Annotated in this window: 4 protein-coding genes; all 4 read right to left on the bottom strand. The window is 48.5% G+C overall.

Annotation, left to right across the window (positions count from 1 at the left end; translation table 11 throughout):
* A partial coding sequence (locus tag NZ772_16785) for an ATP-binding cassette domain-containing protein (protein ID MCS6815211.1) occupies positions 1 to 469 on the bottom strand: 469 nt, incomplete at its 3' end.
* Positions 463 to 1,407, bottom strand: coding sequence for a phosphate ABC transporter permease PstA (pstA, locus tag NZ772_16780; protein MCS6815210.1), 945 nt, complete (start codon positions 1,405 to 1,407; stop codon positions 463 to 465). The genes NZ772_16785 and pstA, both read right to left, overlap by 7 nt.
* Positions 1,408 to 1,412: 5 nt before the next feature.
* Positions 1,413 to 2,333, bottom strand: coding sequence for a phosphate ABC transporter permease subunit PstC (pstC, locus tag NZ772_16775; protein ID MCS6815209.1), 921 nt, complete (start codon positions 2,331 to 2,333; stop codon positions 1,413 to 1,415).
* Positions 2,334 to 2,559: 226 nt separating this feature from the next.
* Positions 2,560 to 2,833, bottom strand: a 274-nt coding sequence (locus NZ772_16770) for a protein sphX (GenBank protein MCS6815208.1), incomplete at its 5' end; no start/stop codon positions are given.

Below are 2,833 nucleotides of genomic sequence, written 5' to 3'. Positions count from 1 at the left end.
GGCGATCTTTGACTTCATCCCAAAGGGCAGCATCGCGTAGGGCTTTTTCCACTTTGTCATCTAGGAAGCTGCGTCCACTGTAACCCTGCACCTTTAAGCCATAGGCCACGTTTTCATAGATAGATTTAGGAAATGGGTTCGGACGCTGAAACACCATACTAATCCGCATTCGTACTTCGATCGGATCCACTTTTCGGTCTAAGATGTTAACCCCATCGGGTTGTAATATAATCTCGCCACTGTAACGGTTGCCTGGATACAGGTCATGCATCCGGTTGAGGCAGCGCAGCAGTGTTGTTTTACCACAGCCTGATGGCCCAATGAGTGCCGTTACTTGGTTTTCGTAGACCGGCAGATTGATATTCTTCAGAATATGGGCTGAGCTGTAGTAGAAGTCCAGTGACTTAATTTCAGCTTTGGGCTGTAGCCCGGTAACTTGACTGACCGAATCAGAAACGTTATTTACCATTTGATCCCCTTACGAAAACGATAGCGGAGGTAGATAGCAACACCATTCATAGCAAGTGTCATTAACAACAAAACGATGCCAGCCGCTGCAGCATTATCTTGAAACGCTGGCTCAGGACGAGATACCCAGTTAAACATCTGGATAGGCATAACCGTAAATGGCTCTTTTAACCAAGCAAATGATAAGAAAGAGCTAATGAAAGCAGGTAATGATTCAGTATTGACAGGCAGGAAGGCAATAAAGGTGAGAGCACCAATTGTAATCAACGGCGCAGTTTCCCCGATAGCGCGGGATAAACCAATAATCACGCCCGTAAGAATGCTACCCGTAGCGTAGGGCAAAATGTGATCCCAAATCATCCGCCATTTGGTGGCTCCTACAGCGTAGGCTGCTTCTCGCAGACTTAGGGGAATCGCTCGCAGAGCTTCTCGTGTCGTTACAATTACTACGGGCAAAATCAACAGGGCCAAGGTTATGCCTGCGGTTAGGATACTTTCCCCTAGTTTCAATCCTTGGTTGAGCACCCCCAAGGCTAACAGGCCATAGATAATGGATGGCACACCAGCCAAGTTGGTAACGTTAATCTCAATCAGGTCAGAGACCCAGTTTTTACGAGCATACTCTTCCAGATAGATACCTGCGGCAACCCCAAGGGGCACAGCGGTGCAAGCCGTAACCACCATAACTAGAGCACTACCCACCCATGCAGCATAAATGCCAGCCGCGGTAGGACGACGACTTGCAAAGGTAAAGAAAAACTCAGGGAAGTTGAGGGTTGCTCGTGGAACACCCCTGACCGCAAGAGAAGTGATAAGAGTGAGCAGGACGATCGTTGCCACTAGTAGTGCCACCATACCGACAATCACAAAGATGGCATCAATTAGCTTGCGGCGAGATAGATCGCTTTGCACATCATGGGCTAACTTTCCACCAGTCATCATAGCTAGTAAATCTCCCGATACCGCTTACTAAGAAAGTGTCCAATCACATTCAGCACTAAGGTCATGAACACGAGCACTAAACCAGCGGCAAACACTGATTGGTAGGGAATCGATCCATAGGGCAGATCTCCAATGCTCACCTGCACAATATAGGCTGTGATTGTTGCTGCTGATTCAGCCGGGTTAAAGGTAAGCCTGTATTGTAGACCGGCTGCTACTGCCACCACCATTGTTTCGCCTACTGCCCGCGAAATGCCCAGAATGTAGGAGGATGAAATACCTGAAATTGCCGCTGGAAACACAACCCGCAGTGCTGTTTGCAGGCGAGTTGCTCCGGTTGCATAGGAACCCTCTCGCAACGAGACTGGCACGGCTCGCATGGCATCTTCACTGATCGACGAGATAGTGGGCACAATCATGATGCCGATCACTAGACCTGCGCTGAGCATATTAAAGCCGGGTAGATCCTTAAGTACTAACTGCAAGGCTGGGGTGACCACTAGCAGAGCAAAATAGCCATAGACAACAGTGGGGACTCCTGCTAGCAGTTCTAGTATTGGCTTGACAATTTCTCGAACCTGAGCGGGAGCAAATTCACTAAGGTACATAGCAATAATTGTGCCCATGGGAATAGCCAGCAGCAGCGCCACGATCGTTGTTGTCAGAGTGCCAGATACAAGGGGCAAAATTCCATACTTAGGTGGCTCGAACACGGGTCCCCACTCACGGCCTGTAAGAAACTGCCACAAGCCTGCAACCTGAAAGAAGGGAATGGACTCGTAGATTAAATCAACGACGATCGCGATCGTCGTCACCACTGATATTGATGCAGCTAGAAACAGAATAATCTCAATGACCTTGCCAACAATATTGCGGGAGGCCTTAAATTCAAACGATCGCCTAGGGGCAGCAGGTGAAACCATTGGTTGTGTGGTCATGCGGACGTTAAAACAATTGTTGGAAAAACTACTGGGTAACGAATGTAATGTTTGGCCATGTTTGTTGCATGTGGTCAGTTATTAGCAAAACGAAGAAGCCAGTCCTCGTGAGAAGCACTGGCTTCCGACCAAACTCAACATACACAACCAAGATGGCAATACAAGTGTCAATTAATGTCAATCAATATCCACCTTGGATAAAGGTTCAGCCTCAGCGAGCTTCACGGCTCAGCAGTTCATCAATCGTCAAGCCAACTTGTTCCTTGCCACCAAAGATTGAACCACGGCGGCCAGCCCGGAAGCGACCCAAGCTAATCGAATAAGCACGCTGGGGCAAACCAACATAGCCAACCTCGTTAGCCAGTTTTTCACCGTTAGCCATGTAGAACTCGATGAATGCTTTCACTTCAGGCCTACGAGCAGACTTAGCATTCACGTAGATAAACAGAGGGCGAGACAAGGGCTGGTAGGTACCATCCAATCCC

This window comes from Cyanobacteriota bacterium (genome assembly GCA_025054735.1).
GTDB lineage: Bacteria > Cyanobacteriota > Cyanobacteriia > SKYG9 > SKYG9 > SKYG9.
This window is presented reverse-complemented; position numbering and strand designations above follow the sequence as displayed.

Bases quoted from the DNA above. Each gene is read 5' to 3' on its own strand.
- pstA (MCS6815210.1), bottom strand. From the start codon at position 1,407: ATGACTGGTGGAAAGTTAGCCCATGATGTGCAAAGCGATCTATCTCGC.
- pstC (MCS6815209.1), bottom strand. From the start codon at position 2,333: ATGGTTTCACCTGCTGCCCCTAGGCGATCGTTTGAATTTAAGGCCTCC.